We start from the raw sequence: 15,559 nt of genomic DNA on the forward strand, positions 1-15,559 counted from the left end.
GCCTCTCAGCGGTTGATGCTTTATTATTTTCTTATAAACTTACGTGCGTCCTGTCCTCGATTTGGCGCGCACTCTAGCCGCGACCGCTGGTACCCTCTCTCGATCCGGCGCTCGATCCGGCCGCCGACGAGACCCAGGCGGACAATAACAAACGCCAAGGAGGTAGGACGGTTTGCACAGTGCCCATCCTCATTAGACTCACTGAGTTAAGGTCTGCCCATGAAACGTCTCATCCTTTCCGCGTCTGCCGCCACGTTAGCCCTCGCTTCGATGACCACCGCAGCCTGGTGGGGCCAGCCCTACGCAGGCCCCTTCCATGGTCCTTATGCCTATGGCGCGCCCTATGCGGTTGCACCGCCGTCTCCGCAGCAGCTTCAGCAGATGGCCGAGCGTCAGCGCGAAGCGGCCATCGAGATGATGGAAACACATCGACAGGCGATGGAGGCGCAGCGCAACGCTCGCGGCCTGCCGATGCCGGAAATGCCCGCGTTCGGCGAGCGCCCGGCGATGCCCGAGATGCCCGCCTTCGGTGAGCGCCCGGCGATCCCCGAGATCCCCGGCTACGATGACCTGCCAGCAATGCCCGAGTTTTCGCTGAACCCCGAGGAGCGCAAGGCCGAGATCGATGCCCATCGCGCCGCGCTCAAGCAGCAAGCGGCCGAGCGCCGCGCTGCGATGCAGGCCATTGCCGAGCAACGTCGGGCCGTCGCCGAGCAGCGCCGACAGGACTGGCTCTGCGCTCGCCAGGCACTGCGGCCAATGCCTTACGCCGGTCCCGCTCGGGATTGTGCATCGAAGGGCGGCAAGAGCGAGGCTGACAGCAACGCCGAGTCGAGCGACCAGACCGCTGATTCGGCTGCGGCCTCCAACCAGGCCAGTTGATAGCCTGTGCCCAACCCTGGGCCTGACCCTTGATCGATCGGCCGCGCTCGGCATCCGCTGAGCACAGCGCCGCCTCGATCACAAACCCCCGACTATCGGGGGTTTTTTGTGTGAAAGCCAATAATCAGTATTTGCCAACTCACTGAGGCTCCGGTAGCTTTGACGGCTTTCGACCGCTCGCTGCTTCGTTGCGCCCTCGCCCTAGGAAACGCCATGCCCAATAAGCCCGACATCGATCCGCAGGAGACCCAAGAGTGGCTCGAGTCCCTGGACGCCGTGCTTGAGAACGAGGGGGTCGAGCGCGCACATTACCTGCTTGAGCGTCTGATCGATAAGGCCCGACGCTCCGGTGCCTATCTGCCGTTTAGCGCCAACACCGCTTATCTGAACACCATCCCGATGCAGAAGCAGGATCGCTTCCCCGGGGATCGGGCGATGGAGCGACGCATCCGCTCGTTCATCCGCTGGAATGCGATGGCGATGGTGGTCCAGGCCAACCGGCTGTCCTCGGAGCTTGGTGGGCACATCTCCTCGTTCGCCTCCAGCGCCACGCTCTACGACGTCGGTCTCAATCATTTCTTCCGCGCTCGCAGCAAAGACCACGGCGGCGATCTGATCTTCATGCAGGGCCACTCGGCCCCTGGCATCTACGCGCGTGCCTACCTCGAAGGCCGCATCAGCGAGGAGCAGCTCTACAACTTCCGCCAGGAGGTCGACGGCCCAGGACTCTCGTCCTATCCGCACCCCTGGCTGATGCCCGGCTTCTGGCAGTTCCCGACCGTGTCGATGGGCTTGGGGCCGATCATGGCGATCTACCAGGCGCGCTTCATGCGCTATCTGACCGACCGCAGTGTCGTCAACACCGAGGGCCGCAAGGTCTGGGCCTTCCTCGGTGACGGCGAGATGGACGAACCGGAATCGCTTGGCGCCATCTCGCTGGCGGCACGCGAGCGGCTCGACAACCTGGTGTTCGTGGTCAACTGCAACCTGCAGCGCCTCGACGGCCCGGTGCGCGGCAACGGCAAGATCATCCAGGAGCTGGAGGCGGTGTTCCGTGGTGCTGGCTGGAACGTCATCAAGGTCATCTGGGGCAGCTATTGGGACCCTCTGCTGGCGCGCGACAACCAGGGCCTGCTGCTCAAACGCATGGAGGAATGCGTCGACGGCGACTACCAAGCCTACAAGGCCAAGGGCGGCGCCTACACCCGCGAGCATTTCTTCGGCAAGTATCCCGAACTCGCCGACATGGTCGCCAACATGACCGACGAGGATATCTGGCGCCTCAACCGCGGTGGCCATGATCCGGTCAAGATCTTCAATGCCTATGCTGCGGCGATGCGCCATCAGGGCCAGCCAACGGTGATCTTGGCCAAGACCGTCAAGGGCTATGGCATGGGGGTTGCCGGCGAAGGCATGAACATCACCCACTCGCAGAAGAAGATGGGTGAAGCCAACCTCAAGGCCTTCCGCGACCGCTTCAATATTCCGATCTCCGATGAGCAGATCGGCGCCGCGCCCTTCTACAAGCCAGCGCCGGATAGCCCCGAGCTGAAGTACCTCCATGAGCGTCGCGAGGCGCTTGGCGGCCCACTGCCGGCGCGGTTCGATGATGCGCCGGCGCTCGAGGTGCCCGAACTCGCTGCCTTCGCGCAGCTGCTCGAAGGCAGCGGCGAGCGAGAGATGTCGACCACCATGGCCATGGTGCGGCTGATGACGATGATCATCCGCGACAAGGCCCTCGGCAAACTCGTTGTACCCATCGTGCCGGACGAGGCGCGCACCTTCGGCATGGAAGGCATGTTCCGCCAGCTCGGCATTTACTCGCACATCGGTCAGCTCTATGAGCCAGTCGATTCCGATCAGGTGATGTATTACCGCGAGGAGACGAACGGCCAGATCCTGCAGGAGGGCATCAACGAGGCCGGCGCCATGTCCTCTTGGATCGCCGCTGCCACCGCCTACGCCAACCACGGCCAGGCGATGATCCCGTTCTACATCTACTACTCGATGTTCGGCTTCCAGCGCGTCGGCGACCTGATCTGGGCCGCCGGCGACATGCAGGCGCGTGGATTCCTGCTTGGCGGCACCGCCGGACGCACCACCCTCGCCGGCGAGGGCCTGCAGCATCAGGATGGCCACAGCCATCTGGCCGCAGCGACCATCCCCAACTGCGTCAGCTACGATCCAGCCTTCGCCTATGAACTCACGGTCATCGTCCAGGACGGCCTGCGCCGGATGTACGCCGAGAAGCAAAACTGCTTCTACTACATCACGGTGATGAACGAGAACTACCAGCAGCCGGCCATGCCCGAGGGCGTCGAGGACGGCATTCGGCGCGGCATCTACCGACTACCATCAGCCGAGGAGGCGGAATCAGAGACGGGTGCCAAGGACTCTGACTCGACACCGCGCGTGCAGTTGCTCGGCAGCGGCACCATCCTACGCGAGGTCCAAGCCGCCGCCCATCTGTTGGCGAAAGACTTTGAGGTCGCCGCCGATATCTGGAGCGTCACCAGTTTCAACGAGCTGCGTCGCGATGGCATCGATTGCGAACGCTGGAACCTGCTCCATCCCGAAGAAACACCGCGCACCGCCTATGTGACCGAGCAGCTCGTCGAGACCGAAGGACCAATCATCGCCGCCACCGATTACATGCGCGCCTACGCCGATCAGATCCGGCCCTATCTGCCGCGCCGCTACAGCGTGCTCGGCACCGATGGCTTTGGCCGCAGCGACATGCGCAGCCAGTTGCGCAAGTTCTTCGAGATCAATCGCTGGTATATCGTCGTCGCCGCACTCAAGGCGCTGGCCGACGAGGGCAGCATCCCCGTCGCTCGCGTACGCGAGGCGATCGAGAAATATCGCATCGATCCCGACAAGCCGAACCCGGTGACTCAATGACGCCCGTTGTGACGGACTGTCCAGCGATGTCACCCGTGCAGGCATTTCCCGGTACCAGAGAGAGCAACAAAGGCGCAAGATGAGCAGTCAAGCACACAATAGCGCCGCCGCACGCCAGCCCAAGGATTACGCACTGGTTTTGCTGAAGGGTCTAGCGATGGGAGCGGCCGATGTGGTTCCCGGGATTTCTGGAGGCACGATCGCGTTCATTACCGGCATTTACGAAGAACTGCTCGATAGCCTGAGGTCGATCAACCCCAGTTCGGCGCGACGACTCTTTAGCGAAGGCCCACTTGCCTTTTGGCAAGCCATCAATGGGAATTTCTTGCTCGCCTTGCTCCTTGGTATTGGCATCAGCCTCTTTTCGCTCGCGCGAGTGTTGACATTTCTACTTGAGCATCATGCGGTCTTACTCTGGGCGTTCTTCTTTGGGCTGATTCTGGCTTCGGCGATCTATGTTGCACGACGCCTGTCCTGCTGGAACATGGCCAACGCGGCGATTGGCATCGCTGGCGCCATCTTCGCGTTCTGGATCACACTCGCCACCCCCGCTGAAACGACGCATGCGCTTTGGTTTGTCTTTCTGTCTGGCTCGATCGCGGTTTGCGCGATGATTTTGCCGGGCATCTCGGGGAGCTTTATTTTGCTACTGCTGGGTCAGTACAGCTTTATCATCACCGCCATCAGTGATTTGAATCTTGTCATTATCATGGTGTTTGGCGCGGGTGCGGTGATTGGGCTCCTTGCATTTTCTCACCTGTTGTCATGGCTTCTTCATCGGTACCGCGATTTGACCATCGCGCTACTGACCGGGTTTATGATCGGTGCGCTCAATAAGGTTTGGCCTTGGAAACAGGTCATCGACACCTATATCGATCGCCATGGCGAGGTCAAACCGCTCGTTGAAGTGAATGTACTACCAGGGCAATTTACCGGCGACCCTCAGTTACTCGGCGTCATTGTGCTCGCGAGCCTTGGCTTTATACTGATCTTCGCGCTCGAAGGCATGTCAAAACTGCTTAAGCGCAACAAAGACGTGCTCGCTTCTCGCATTTAAGGGATGCACGCCAAACGCATAGAACGCTCAGGCGCATACCCGATGACCGTCATTCATCGCATCATTTTTTAGGAGCAGACAACGGCGTGGCAACGATAGAAGATGTTCTGCTTCCCGATATCGGCGATTTCACCGATGTCGAGATTATCGAGATCCTCATCGCCCCCGGTGATCGCATCGAACCGGAACAGTCGCTGCTGACGTTGGAGAGCGACAAGGCGACCATGGAGATCCCCTCACCGCTGGGTGGCCAGGTCACGGAGATCAACGTCAAGGTGGGCGAGCGGGTTGGGCCCGGTCATCTGCTGCTGCGGGTGGATACCGATGCTGCCGAAAGTGGAAAGCCTTCGGTGAGTGACAGCACATCATCGAGCGCCACCTCTGAAGCAGCCGAGTCTTCCGCAGCCGGGTCGGGCACTGGCGCAGTTGCAGCAACTGCAGCACCCGGCGCGACGGGCGGAACAGGCTCAACCGGCAATATCGAGGAGGCACCAGCCGCTGGCACGCCCGCGACCGCCGCTGAACAGATTGAGGTGCCACTGCCGGACATCGGTGATTTCGCCGACATCCCGGTGGTCGAGGTTCTGGTCACTGTCGGCGACCAGGTCGAGGTCGATCAATCCATCGTCACGCTCGAAAGCGAGAAGGCGACCATGGAGATCCCCTCGCCGGCCGCCGGGACCGTCGAAGCCGTCCATATCAAGACGGGTGACAAAGTCAATCAAGGCGACCTGATGCTGACGCTGAAGGGGCCGGCTCCGGCGAGCGCCACCGATTCGACCTCCGCCGAAGAGGCGGAGACCGCGCAAGCGCCCGCAGCGACCGCTAAGCCTGAAGGCCAGCAGGCTCAACCCACGGCGGCCACCAAGTCTGAGCGCACACCGGACACCGCTGCAACATCACCCGCAAGCCGCGCACCAGGCGAAGCCGAGCGCCGCAAGGCCCCGATCCTGCCTCGTCCAGAGGACATGCAGGCCATTGCCAGCGGCCGTACCCCACATGCGAGTCCGGCGGTCCGCCGCTTCGCGCGCGAACTCGGCGTCGATCTGGCACAGGTCAAGGGTAGCGGCCGCAAGGGGCGTGTCCTCAAGGAGGATGTGCAAGCCTACGTCAAAAAGACCCTCTCGGCCGGTGCCGCTCCGGTTGCGGCCGGCGGCATGCCGTTCCAGCTCCCGGCCGCGCCCGAGGTCGATTTCAGCAAGTTTGGCGAGACCGAGACGCAGCCGCTCGCGCGCATCAAGAAGCTTAGTGGGACGCATCTGCACCGCGCCTGGCTGTCGGTGCCGCATGTCACCCAGTTCGACGAGGCCGACATCACCGAACTCGAAGCATTCCGCAAGGGTCAGAAACAGGCCGCCGAGCAGGCCGGCGTCAAGCTCACCTTCATGCCGTTCTTGATGAAGGCCGTCGCCGGTGCGCTGGCGCAGATGCCAACCCTCAAGGCCTCGCTTTCGCCCGACGGCGAGAACCTGATCCTCAAGCGCTACACCCACATCGGCGTCGCCGTCGATACACCGAATGGGCTGGTGGTACCCGTCATCCGCGATGTCGACAAGAAGGGCCTGTTCGAGATCGCTCGCGAGCTGATGGCGCTCAGCGGCAAGGCGCGCGATGGCAAGCTGCTACCGGGCGACATGCAGGGCGGCGTGTTCAGCATCTCCAGCCTTGGCGGCATCGGCGGCACCGCCTTCACACCCATCGTCAACGCCCCCGAGGTCGCCATCCTCGGTGTTTCGCGCACCGAGACCAAGCCGGTCTGGAATGGCGACAGCTTCGCGCCGCGGCTGATGCTGCCGCTGTCGCTGTCCTATGATCATCGCGTCGTCGATGGCGCCGATGGCGTGCGTTTCACCACCTTGCTCGCCAGCCTACTTGCAGATATCCGCCGGCTACTGTTGTAAGCTGCCCACTCCTATGCGGGCCGGGCGAGGTATCTGATGAACGCACTGAGCACCTTGTACGATCTGGACTATCCCCCCACCTGGGCGGCAAAAACCGCCGAGCTACTCCGCCAAGGGCGCTTCTCAGAGCTGGATCTAGACCATCTGGTGGAGGAGTTGGACGAACGCCCCTCGTCTCCTCATCAATAGAAAACCTCATCTGCGGCCAACTCAACAAACACCTGAACGAGAGTCTCCATGAGCGACACCGCTCCCCATAAAGAAATCAGCGCCCAAGTCGTCGTGCTTGGCGGCGGGCCGGGTGGCTACACCGCCGCCTTTCGCGCCGCCGATCTCGGCCTGCGCACCGTTCTCATCGAACGCTATCCCAGCCTCGGCGGCGTCTGTCTCAATGTCGGCTGTATCCCCTCGAAGGCGCTGCTGCACACCGCGCAGATCATCGAGGAAGCCAAGACCATGGGCGCCATGGGAGTCACCTTTGCCCCGCCTGAGATCGATCTCGACAAGATGCGCGCCGGCAAGAACAAGGTGGTGAAGAAGCTTACCAGCGGCCTCAGCGGCATGGCTAAGCAGCGCCAGGTCGAGGTGGTCCAAGGCACCGGCCGCTTCGAGACCCCCAACCGTATCGGCGTCGACAGCCGCGAAGGCAAGGTCGCGGTCAGCTTCGATCAGTGCATCATCGCGGTCGGCTCCACCCCGATCCGCATCCCCGGCTTCCCGCACGATGATCCGCGCGTGATGGACTCGACCGATGCGCTCAAGATCGACGGCATCCCGGAGCGCATGCTGGTGGTCGGCGGCGGCATCATCGGCCTCGAGATGGCCAGCGTCTATGCGGCACTCGGCGCCAAGATCGATGTCGTCGAACTCCAGGGCCAGCTGATGCCCGGTGCCGACAAGGATCTGGTGCGCGCGCTGCAGAAGGTGGTCAAGAAGCGCTACAACAACATCTGGCTCGAGACCAAGGTCGCGACCATGAACGCCAGCTCCAAGGGCATCGACGTGCTGTTCGAAGGCAAACACGCCGGCGAGGCCAGCTATGACAAGGTGCTGGTCGCCATCGGCCGCCGCCCCAACGGTAAGCTGATCAATGCCGAGGCCGCCGGGGTCAAAGTCGACGAGCATGGCTTCATCAAGACCGATCAGCACATGCGCACCAATGTGCCGACCATCTTCGCCATCGGCGATGTCGTCGGCGGGCCGATGCTCGCGCATAAGGCCACCCACGAGGGCAAGGTCGCGGCCGAGGTTATTGCCGGCGAGCCGGCGCTGTTCGACCCCATGACCATCCCCTCGGTCGCCTATACCGACCCCGAGGTGGCCTGGATGGGCCTCACCGAGACCGAGGCTGCGGCCAAAGACATCGCCTATGAAAAAGGCGTCTTCCCCTGGGCCGCCAGCGGCCGCGCGCTCGGCATCCATCGCGACGAGGGCCTGACCAAGCTCCTGTTCGACCCCGAGACCAAGCGCATCCTCGGCGCCGGCATCGTCGGCCCCAACGCCGGCGAGTTGATCGGCGAGACCGTGCTAGCGCTCGAGATGGGCGCCGACATGGAAGATCTCGGCATGACCATCCACCCGCACCCCACGCTCAATGAGACCATCGGCCTCGCCGCCGAGATGGCCCACGGGACCATCACGGATCTGATGCCACCGAAAAAGCGCTGAGCCAAGCCCTACGCCAACCTTCGAATGGCATCGTTCAGTGGCATTCAGGGGTTATTGGCGTGCTGGCGACTCGCCGCTCACCAGCGCAGCACGACCTCCTGCTTGCCCCACCCCCGGGCGCGTTCGAGGTCGTTGCCCATATAGATATCGATACGCCGCTTCCAGCGTTTGTTCATCTTATCGCGGACGGTGTAGACACCGGGCAAGCCCTTGATCTCAACCTCAGCGCCATTCTTAAGGCCGATTTTGAGCAGATCGCGGGAGACGGCGATCGACTTCTCGCCAGGCGTGAGCCGATTGTTCCAGGCCCCGAGATAGGGATCACCACTGGTCTCGGAGGGGCGCGAGGTGTACGCCGTTGCCTTGACCTTGATCCGGTTGTACGTCTCGCTCAGGGGCTCCTCGCTCAGGGGCCGCTTGCTCAGTCGATCCGCGAACAGCACCAGGATCAGAATCAGGATTAAGGCGACCGCTACCGCGATCGCGAGCCCGAAACGGCGTCGGGTCTTGGACGCTACTGGCATGGATGCACTCCGTCAGACATGATCAACCTCCACACGCGCGGCCAGGCATTCTGCCCCGCCCATCCTGACATCGCGGCAAAGCTGCGGACGGCTCTCGTAGATTGAGCAGCACAGCCGTTGCCGGTCAAGCGCGATGCACCAACCATCGTCGAGTCGTTCGAGCACCTCGGCTCCCCAAGCGTCGAGGACGATGAAGTGACCTGGAACGCGCGGATCACCAAGCAGCAGGACCTCCTTACGGCAACAGCAGGCGCGGCAATCCTCGCAACGGACGCTTGGGTCGATAACCTCATCCATGGCCCTAGCGCCGCCGACAACGCTGGCTGCAATACGTTACCTGGTCCCAGCAGGCGGCCCATTTTCGACGCCAACTGAAAGGACGTCCGCGAATCGGACGGATATTATGCGGCAGGTTGGTTTTCATCAAGGCAGACGCGATATCGGAGATCCAAATTTAAACACCTGAGTATAGCGCGAGTTCGCGCGGGATCGATCATGGACATGGGCTCATTCAAGGCACTCGAACTCCTTCTCATCGTCGGCGTTGTCGGCTACTTCTACATTCGCCAGCGGCAGAATCTGCAGCGTCTCAAGGAAGAACGCGAGGCTAAACAGGATCGGGCCAACGCCGAGGCGCGTTCGAGCGCTGACGCCGATGAAACCCCGCCCCCGCGCGACTGAGCCGCGCACCAACGGCTCGCTCTTCGCCCGCCGAGCGCGCCGGCGCTCTGTCTCTCAACTCCGCGCGCCCTACTCCTGTCGCTGCAATGCCCGATCTCAACGACCAGATCCGCCTGCGCGGGGTGCGCCAGAATAACCTCAAGAACCTCGATCTCGACCTGCCGCTCGGCGCGCTGATCGTCGTCACGGGTGTCTCTGGCTCGGGTAAATCCTCGCTCGCCTTCGACACCGTCTACGCTGAGGGTCAGCGCCGCTACGTCGAGACCTTCTCGCCTTACGCGCGCCAGTTCCTCGATCGCATGGATCGGCCCCAGGCCGAGCGCATCGACGGTATCCCACCGGCGATCGCGATCGATCAGACCAATCCGGTGCGCACCTCGCGCTCGACGGTCGGCACCATGACCGAGCTGACCGACCACCTGAAGCTGCTATTCGCCCGCGCCGCGCGGCTGTTCTGCCACGGCTGCGGCCGTGAGGTCCGCCGCGACAGCCCCGAGGGGATCTGGGCCGCACTCCAGCATCGACAAACCGCTACCCGCGTCCTGATCTGCTTCGAACTCGCGATACCGGACGGGCTGACCTCGGATCAGCTCAAGGAGCTGCTCGCGCAACAGGGCTACATCCGCTTCCTGCACGAGAATGACCAACGGCTCGAGGTCATCCAAGACCGGCTGCGGCTCGATGACGACAATCGCGGCCGCGCATTGGAGGCGCTCGAAGCGGCACTCGAACACGGCGGCGGTCGGGTACGCATCTACCCGCTCGATGCCGAGCGCAACCCCGGGCCGTCCTGGCACTTCTCGCGCGACCTGCACTGCCCCGATTGCGAGATCGACTATCGCGATCCGATTCCCAGCCTGTTCTCGTTCAACTCACCGGTGGGCGCCTGCGAGACCTGTCGCGGCTTCGGCCGGGTGATCGGTATCGATTGGGATCTGGTGGTGCCGGATGCGCGCAAGTCGCTGCTCGATGGCGCCATCAAGCCGATCCAATCCGATGGCTACGCGGAGGTCCAAGAAGACCTGATCGCCTTCGCGCATCGGCGCAGCGTCCCGACCGACGTGCCCTGGGCGCAGCTGACCGAGGCCGATCGCCACTGGGTGCTTGAGGGCGAGGGAGACTGGCACGACGACCCGCGCCAGCGCGTCTGGTACGGCATCCGAGGCTTCTTCGACTGGCTCGAAGGGCGCAGCTACAAGATGCATGTGCGAGTGCTGCTCTCACGCTACCGCAGCTACGATCCCTGCCCCGACTGCGGCGGTGCGCGGCTCAAGGACGCGGCGCTGGATTTTCGCATCGGCGATCACGCGCTGGCCGACAGGGTGCTGGAGCGCCAGCAGCGTTTCCGCCATGCGCGCAGCCACCTGTCGGAGACCGCCTGGCTCGGCCTGCCCGGCTTGAACATCCAGGATCTCACGCGCCTGCCGATCGCGAGCCTGGCGCGGTTCTTCGACGCGCTCAGGCTGCCCGGCAACCTGGATCAAGCGATGGAACTACTGCTCGCCAACATCCGCGCCCGGCTGCATTATCTGAACGAGGTTGGGCTCGGCTATCTGACCCTGGAGCGGCAATCGCGGACCCTCTCGGGGGGCGAGGTGCAGCGTATCAACCTCACCACCGCGCTCGGCACGGCCTTGGTGAACACGCTCTTCGTGCTCGACGAGCCGAGCATCGGCCTGCATCCGCGCGACATGGATCGCGTGGTGCGCATCCTGCAGCGCCTGCGCGATCGCGGCAACACGCTGCTGGTGGTCGAACATGATCCGCAGGTGATGCGCGCTGCGGATCAGATCCTGGACATCGGCCCCGGGCCCGGTGAGCGCGGCGGCCAACTCGTCTTCCAGGGCCCGCCGGCGGCGTTGCTCGACGAGCCAGCCTCGCTGACCGGCGACTTCCTCGCCGGCCGTCGCAGGGTCGCTGAACCGCGCGCGCCGCGACCACCACTGCCGGACGAGCCCAAGCTGCGGATTCGCGGCGCCAGCGAACACAACCTCAAGCACATCGATCTCGAGCTGCCGTTGCAGCGGCTGGTCGTCATCACCGGCGTCTCCGGTTCGGGCAAGTCGACGCTGGTGCAGCAGGTGCTGTTCCACCATCTGGCGAAGCAAAAGGGACACCCAGAAGGACCGCTCGGTGCCTGCGATGCGGTCGAGGGCGCGGCGCTGGTCGAGGACGTGTTGATGGTCGATCAATCGCCCATCGGTCGCAGCTCGCGCTCCAATCCCGCCAGCTACGTCGGCGCACTCGACCCGCTGCGCAAGCTGTTCGCCGCCGCGCCCCTGGCCCGCGAGCGCGGCTTCAAGGCCGGCCACTTCAGCTTCAACGCCGGTCCCGGCCGCTGCCGGACCTGCTCCGGTTCTGGCTTCGAGCATGTCGAGATGCAGTTCCTCTCCGATGTCTACCTGCGTTGCCCCGATTGCAATGGCCGGCGCTATCGGCCCGAGATTCTTGAGGTGCATTTACCGGCACAAGCCAGGCGTCAAGACGCTGAGACTCCACCAAGCGAGCCCCTGGCTGAACCAGCAACAGGCCCAAATATCGCCGAGGTGCTGGAGATGACCGTCGCCGAGGCGCTCGTGGCCTTCGCCGACCAGGCCGATTTCCAGCGGGCCTTGCAGCCGCTCGTCGATGTCGGCCTCGATTACCTGCGCCTGGGCCAGCCGGTCCCGACCCTCTCCGGTGGCGAGGCGCAACGCCTCAAACTCGCCGGGCATCTGGCCAAGACCGCGCGCCGCAAGCCGACGCGCACCGTTCAGCGCAAGCACGCCACAGACGAAGGCAACGTCAGTGGCGAGGTTCAGGATCGACAGCGCCAGGATCGGCCGCACCAGGATCAACCCGGACTGCTCTTCCTCTTCGACGAGCCGACCACCGGCCTGCACTTCGCCGACATCGCCACCCTACTCAGCGCCTTTCGCCGGCTCATCGACGCCGGCCATTCGCTGCTGGTGATCGAGCACAATGTCGACCTGATGCTGGCCGCAGACTGGATCGTCGACCTCGGCCCCGAGGGTGGCGACGGCGGCGGCGAGATCATCGCCTGCGGCACCCCGCGCATGCTCGCCGAGCATCCCGAGAGCCATACCGGACGCGCCTTGCGCGAGGCATTAGCGCCGAACGCTGCGCTCGGCACGGATCGAGCCCCGACAACGGCGGCGGAAATCGCTGAAGTCTCAGCGGACTATCGATCAAAACTCGCGGCCACAGACTCAACCATCGCCGGTCCGATCGACGGCAACGCAGAGCAGGCGATCCTGATCCGCCACGCCCGCGAACACAACCTCAAGGATCTGACCCTGTCGATCCCGCGCGGGCAGTTCATCGTCATCACCGGTGTCTCGGGCAGCGGCAAGAGCACCCTCGCCTTCGACATCCTGTTCGCCGAGGGCCAGCGCCGCTACCTGGAATCGCTGAACGCCTATGCGCGGCAATTCGTGCAGCCGGCTGCGCGCGCCGATGTCGATGCGATCTTCGGCATCCCACCGACGGTCGCGATCGAGCAGCGCAGCAGTCGCGGCGGGCGCAAGAGCACGGTTGGCACCGCTACCGAGATCCATCACTTCCTGCGCCTGCTCTACGTGAAGCTCGGCCTCCAGCACTGCCCCGCGTGCCAAGTCCCGATCCAGCCCCAGGGTCGCGCCGAGATCCTGAGCCGGATCAGCGCGGACTTCCACGGCCAACGCCTGATCCTGCTCGCGCCCCTGGTCATCGCGCGCAAGGGCACCTATGCCGAGCTGGCCGACTGGACCAAGCGCCGTGGCGTCGAACAGCTCGCTGTCGATGGTGAACTGCAGCCGGTCGAGCCCTGGCCCAAGCTCGACCGCTTTCGCGACCACTGGATCGATCTGCCCTTCCCGCCGGTCGCGGTTGATGGCTCGCACCAGCACCAGCTCTCGGAGCAGCTCGATCAGGCGCTCGCCATCGGCAAAGGGATTGTGCGCGTTGTGGTTGCTGAACAGCTCAAGCCCAGTCTCGGTCAAGCAGCCGGTCAAGCCTCGCCCCGCACCTATTCGACTCAACGGACCTGCCCGAGCTGCGGGCTCGGCTTTGACGAGCCCGATCCGCGCCTGTTCTCGTACAACTCCAAGCATGGCTGGTGCCCGACCTGTTTCGGCACCGGCTTGCAGCTCAAGGGCTTCGATGCCGAGCAAAGCGGCGAGGAAGGACAATGGCTCGCCAACGACGGCGATCTCGACAGCAAAAGCAAAGGCGCCAGCCCCGCTAAGGCCTGCTCGAGCTGCCAGGGCCAGCGGCTGGGACCCGAGGCGCTGGCGGTGACCTTTCGCGAGCACTCGATCGCCGAACTCTCGGCCCTGAGCGTGACCGATGCCAGCCAACTGTTCGCCGAGCTGAGCCTGAGCGAGCGCGAGGCCGCGATCGGCCGCGACCTGCTGGCCGAGGTCCGCGCCCGACTCGGTTTCCTCGAGCGCCTGGGGCTGGGCTATCTGAGTCTCGACCGCGCCGCGCCGACCCTTTCCGGTGGCGAAGCGCAGCGCATCCGGCTCGCCGCGCAGCTCGGCTCCAACCTGCGCGGCGTCTGTTACATCCTCGACGAGCCCAGCATCGGCCTGCATGCGCGCGATAACGCCCGGCTGCTCGAGACCCTGACTGAACTCAAGGCCAAGGGCAACAGCCTGATCGTCGTCGAGCACGATGCCTCGACCATGCACTGCGCCGATGAGATCATCGACCTCGGGCCCGGCGCCGGCATTCATGGTGGAGAGATCGTCGCGCGCGGCACCGCCGACGCACTCGCAGCGAACCCGGCTTCGCTGACCGGCCGCTACCTCGCCCGCAACAGGGTGAGGTCTCTGCGGCATGCAGCGACTGCAAGCGCCACGAAATGGCTGCACATCGAAGGTGCCTCGCTGCACAACCTGCAAGACCTGAGCCTCGGCATTCCCCTAGCGCGACTGGTCTGCGTCACCGGCGTCTCCGGCTCCGGCAAATCGACCCTGGTGCGCGATGTGCTCGGCGCCTCGCTCAAGACCCTGCTGAGCCGCCAAGGCCACGGTGGCGGCCCTGATCGCAACAGCCGCAAACAGAAAAGCAACGACGGCAGGCGCGCTCGAAAAGCCGAACTCAGCGGCTGCGGCGCGTTGCGCGGCTGGCAGGCGCTGAGCCGCGTGCTCGAGGTCGATCAGACCCCGATCGGCAAGACCCCGCGCTCCTGCCCGGCGACCTACATCGGCATCTGGGATCGCATCCGCCGCCTGTTCGCGGCCGCGCCCGAGGCGCGGATGTTGGGCTGGGGGCCGGGGCGTTTCTCGTTCAACACCGGCGGCGGACGTTGTCCTGCCTGCGAAGGCCAAGGCGTGCAACGGCTCGAGATGAGCTTCCTGCCCGACGTGAAGCTCCCCTGCGAGGTCTGCGGCGGCACCCGCTTCAACGCCGAGACCCGACGCGTTCCCTATCTGGGCAAGGACATCGGCGCGGTCCTGGCGATGAGCGTCGACGAAGCGGTCGAGCTGTTCCAGGCGCATCCGGCGATCCGCCATCCGCTCGAACTACTGCAGGCGGTAGGGCTCGGCTACCTGGCCCTCGGGCAGGCCAGCCCGACGCTCTCAGGCGGCGAGGCGCAGCGCCTGAAGCTGGTCACCGAACTCGCCAAGGCGCGATCCACGCGACCCACTGGATCCACGCAGCCCACCGCTGATGGCCTCAGCAACCGCCCCGCCCTCTACCTGCTCGATGAGCCAACCGTCGGCCTGCACATGGCCGATGCCGAACGGCTGATCGGTGTGCTGCGGCGCCTGGTCGCGGCTGGCCATTCGGTCGTCGTCATCGAGCACGACCTGGATCTGATCGCCGCCGCTGATTGGGTCATCGATCTTGGGCCCGAGGCGGGACGCGACGGCGGGCTTCTGGTCGCCGCTGGCAGCCCGGCTGAACTCATCGCACGGGGCAGCGGCTATACAGCGGAGGCCCTGCGCGCTTGAGCTTGA

Annotated in this window: 11 protein-coding genes; 8 read left to right on the top strand and 3 right to left on the bottom strand. The window is 64.3% G+C overall.

Features of this window, described 5'->3' with window-relative positions; all coding sequences use genetic code 11:
• The first annotated feature begins 219 nt into the window (after nucleotides 1–219).
• The 6 genes from AC54T3_RS02470 to lpdA all read left to right on the top strand — a co-directional run bounded on the left by AC54T3_RS02470 (nucleotide 220) and on the right by lpdA (nucleotide 8,409).
• Nucleotides 220–882 (top strand): hypothetical protein, encoded by a 663-nt coding sequence (locus AC54T3_RS02470; RefSeq protein WP_496622034.1) that lies wholly within the window; start codon nucleotides 220–222, stop codon nucleotides 880–882.
• 213 nt (nucleotides 883–1,095) lie between these two features.
• Nucleotides 1,096–3,783 (top strand): pyruvate dehydrogenase (acetyl-transferring), homodimeric type, encoded by a 2,688-nt coding sequence (gene aceE, locus AC54T3_RS02475; RefSeq protein WP_496622036.1) that lies wholly within the window; start codon nucleotides 1,096–1,098, stop codon nucleotides 3,781–3,783.
• Between the two features lie 79 nt (nucleotides 3,784–3,862).
• The gene (locus AC54T3_RS02480; RefSeq protein WP_496622037.1) at nucleotides 3,863–4,840 is read left to right on the top strand and encodes a DUF368 domain-containing protein; all 978 of its coding nucleotides are present in this window, start codon (nucleotides 3,863–3,865) and stop codon (nucleotides 4,838–4,840) included.
• An 86-nt stretch (nucleotides 4,841–4,926) separates the two neighbouring features.
• Nucleotides 4,927–6,741, top strand: a complete 1,815-nt coding sequence (gene aceF / locus AC54T3_RS02485; RefSeq protein ID WP_496622039.1) for a dihydrolipoyllysine-residue acetyltransferase — start codon at nucleotides 4,927–4,929, stop codon at nucleotides 6,739–6,741.
• Between the two features lie 36 nt (nucleotides 6,742–6,777).
• Nucleotides 6,778–6,930, top strand: coding sequence for a DUF29 family protein (locus AC54T3_RS02490; RefSeq protein ID WP_496622040.1), 153 nt, complete (start codon nucleotides 6,778–6,780; stop codon nucleotides 6,928–6,930).
• Nucleotides 6,931–6,978: 48 nt separating this feature from the next.
• Nucleotides 6,979–8,409, top strand: a complete 1,431-nt coding sequence (gene lpdA, locus AC54T3_RS02495) for a dihydrolipoyl dehydrogenase (RefSeq protein ID WP_496622041.1) — start codon at nucleotides 6,979–6,981, stop codon at nucleotides 8,407–8,409.
• A 77-nt stretch (nucleotides 8,410–8,486) separates the two neighbouring features.
• Here lpdA and AC54T3_RS02500 read toward each other — a convergent pair whose 3' ends face one another.
• From AC54T3_RS02500 to AC54T3_RS02510, 3 genes are read right to left on the bottom strand one after another with little or no spacing between them, the layout of a single operon-like run.
• On the bottom strand, nucleotides 8,487–8,933 hold the full coding sequence (locus AC54T3_RS02500) for a 3D domain-containing protein (RefSeq protein ID WP_496622042.1): 447 nt from the start codon (nucleotides 8,931–8,933) through the stop codon (nucleotides 8,487–8,489).
• Between the two features lie 12 nt (nucleotides 8,934–8,945).
• Nucleotides 8,946–9,230 carry a YkgJ family cysteine cluster protein gene (locus AC54T3_RS02505; RefSeq protein WP_496622044.1) on the bottom strand — a complete coding sequence of 95 codons (285 nt, stop codon included), beginning with the start codon at nucleotides 9,228–9,230 and terminating at the stop codon, nucleotides 8,946–8,948.
• A 4-nt stretch (nucleotides 9,231–9,234) separates the two neighbouring features.
• The gene (locus AC54T3_RS02510) at nucleotides 9,235–9,357 is read right to left on the bottom strand and encodes a DUF2256 domain-containing protein (RefSeq protein ID WP_496622045.1); all 123 of its coding nucleotides are present in this window, start codon (nucleotides 9,355–9,357) and stop codon (nucleotides 9,235–9,237) included.
• Nucleotides 9,358–9,434: 77 nt separating this feature from the next.
• On the opposite strand from AC54T3_RS02510, the gene AC54T3_RS02515 reads away from it, so the two are divergent.
• Together AC54T3_RS02515 and uvrA are read left to right on the top strand one after the other, a co-directional pair.
• Nucleotides 9,435–9,614, top strand: a complete 180-nt coding sequence (locus AC54T3_RS02515) for a hypothetical protein (RefSeq protein WP_496622046.1) — start codon at nucleotides 9,435–9,437, stop codon at nucleotides 9,612–9,614.
• An 86-nt stretch (nucleotides 9,615–9,700) separates the two neighbouring features.
• The gene (gene uvrA, locus AC54T3_RS02520; protein WP_496622047.1) at nucleotides 9,701–15,553 is read left to right on the top strand and encodes an excinuclease ABC subunit UvrA; all 5,853 of its coding nucleotides are present in this window, start codon (nucleotides 9,701–9,703) and stop codon (nucleotides 15,551–15,553) included.
• Nucleotides 15,554–15,559: the final 6 nt, after the last annotated feature.

Source organism: Halochromatium sp. NSM3, assembly GCF_059621085.1.

What these genes read in the sequence shown, in the direction of transcription:
- AC54T3_RS02470 (WP_496622034.1), top strand. Translation starts at nt 220, where the DNA reads ATGAAACGTCTCATCCTTTCCGCGTCTGCCGCCACGTTAGCCCTCGCT.
- aceE (WP_496622036.1), top strand. Translation starts at nt 1,096, where the DNA reads ATGCCCAATAAGCCCGACATCGATCCGCAGGAGACCCAAGAGTGGCTC.
- AC54T3_RS02480 (WP_496622037.1), top strand. Translation starts at nt 3,863, where the DNA reads ATGAGCAGTCAAGCACACAATAGCGCCGCCGCACGCCAGCCCAAGGAT.
- AC54T3_RS02490 (WP_496622040.1), top strand. Translation starts at nt 6,778, where the DNA reads ATGAACGCACTGAGCACCTTGTACGATCTGGACTATCCCCCCACCTGG.
- lpdA (WP_496622041.1), top strand. Translation starts at nt 6,979, where the DNA reads ATGAGCGACACCGCTCCCCATAAAGAAATCAGCGCCCAAGTCGTCGTG.
- AC54T3_RS02500 (WP_496622042.1), bottom strand. Translation starts at nt 8,933, where the DNA reads ATGCCAGTAGCGTCCAAGACCCGACGCCGTTTCGGGCTCGCGATCGCG.
- AC54T3_RS02505 (WP_496622044.1), bottom strand. Translation starts at nt 9,230, where the DNA reads ATGGATGAGGTTATCGACCCAAGCGTCCGTTGCGAGGATTGCCGCGCC.
- AC54T3_RS02510 (WP_496622045.1), bottom strand. Translation starts at nt 9,357, where the DNA reads ATGAAAACCAACCTGCCGCATAATATCCGTCCGATTCGCGGACGTCCT.
- AC54T3_RS02515 (WP_496622046.1), top strand. Translation starts at nt 9,435, where the DNA reads ATGGGCTCATTCAAGGCACTCGAACTCCTTCTCATCGTCGGCGTTGTC.
- uvrA (WP_496622047.1), top strand. Translation starts at nt 9,701, where the DNA reads ATGCCCGATCTCAACGACCAGATCCGCCTGCGCGGGGTGCGCCAGAAT.